The 1198-nt window shown below is 63.8% G+C and carries 1 protein-coding gene; it reads right to left on the bottom strand.

Features of this window, described 5'->3' with window-relative positions:
* A partial coding sequence (locus GHO42_RS03370) for an ABC transporter ATP-binding protein (protein ID WP_153384114.1) occupies window positions 1-1198 on the bottom strand: 1198 nt, incomplete at both ends.

Below are 1198 nucleotides of genomic sequence, written 5' to 3'. Positions count from 1 at the left end.
CCCGACAGCCGTGCACCACCCTCGCCCACCGGTGTGTCGAGGCCTTGCGGCAAGCGCCCGACAAGCTCGCCAAGCCCGGCCTGCTGCGCCGCCTCGAGGATTTCGTCAGCATTGGCGGTGGGTTTGCCGATACGGATGTTGTCGGCAATGCTGCCCTGAAACAGGTAACAGTCCTGGAATATCTGACTGATCTGACCCGCCAACTGGCTGTCGGACATGTGCCGCACATCCACACCACCCACGAGCACGCACCCTTCGCGCGCATCGAAAAACCGTGCGATCAGCCGTACCAGCGTGGTCTTGCCCGAGCCCGAAGCACCGATCAACGCTGTCATGCTGCCCGGCTCAATACGCAGGCTGACATCATGCAGCACATCGGGTTGATCGGGCGCGTAAGCCATGCTCACTGCGCGCAACTCTATAGAGCCATCCCGTGGCGGTTGTGGCTGATCCGGCTCCGGCAAGGGCCGGGCGGCAAAGATGGCCTGCACCGCGTCAAGTTGACCGCTGGCACTGCGCAGGATCTCGGCATAACCGGCCACGTCCAGCAACGGCTCGATATAGCGGCTGCTCAACAACAGCGCAACGACTACCGCAATCACCGAAGCGTTATCCCGCGTGTCGCCCATCAGGCCGTTAAGCCACAAGGCGGCTGCGATCAACAGGGCCGCAAAGATCACCTGCACGACCCAGGTATTGAGTACCACCGAAAGCGATGACTGATAGATCAGGCGCAGCCCTGACTGGCGCTGGCGCTCGAGCGCCTGTTCCAGCAACTGCGTCCCGCCCCCTTCGCCATTGAAAGCACGCAGTACCGATTGCGCCTGGGCAAACTCGACCATGCGCTGGCTGGCATCCGCGAAGTGCCGCTGGAAAGCCCGGTCAGTACGCTGCCCCAGGCGCGCGCTCAACAGCAGCGCCCCTGCCAGTACCGCAAGCCCCAGCAGCGCAATCAGCCCCAGTGGCCAATGCACGGCAAACAGTGCGGCGACGATCACCAAAGGCGTCACCGCGCCACTGATCACAGGGGTGAAAACGTGCGCTGGCAACTGCGCCACCGCCATCATGCCCTGGGTAATTACATGCCCCAGATGGCCGGTGTTCTGCGTCGTAAACCAGCCCAGGGGCAATCGCGCCACATGGTCGCCGATGCGCTGGCGCGCCCCCTGCAAAAGGGCCACGCCCACCGCGACACCGG

The organism is Pseudomonas sp. FSL R10-0056 (assembly GCF_009600105.1).
Classification (GTDB): domain Bacteria; phylum Pseudomonadota; class Gammaproteobacteria; order Pseudomonadales; family Pseudomonadaceae; genus Aquipseudomonas; species Aquipseudomonas bubulae.
Note: the sequence above shows the minus strand (reverse complement) of the source record. Positions and strands in the feature narration are given on the sequence as shown.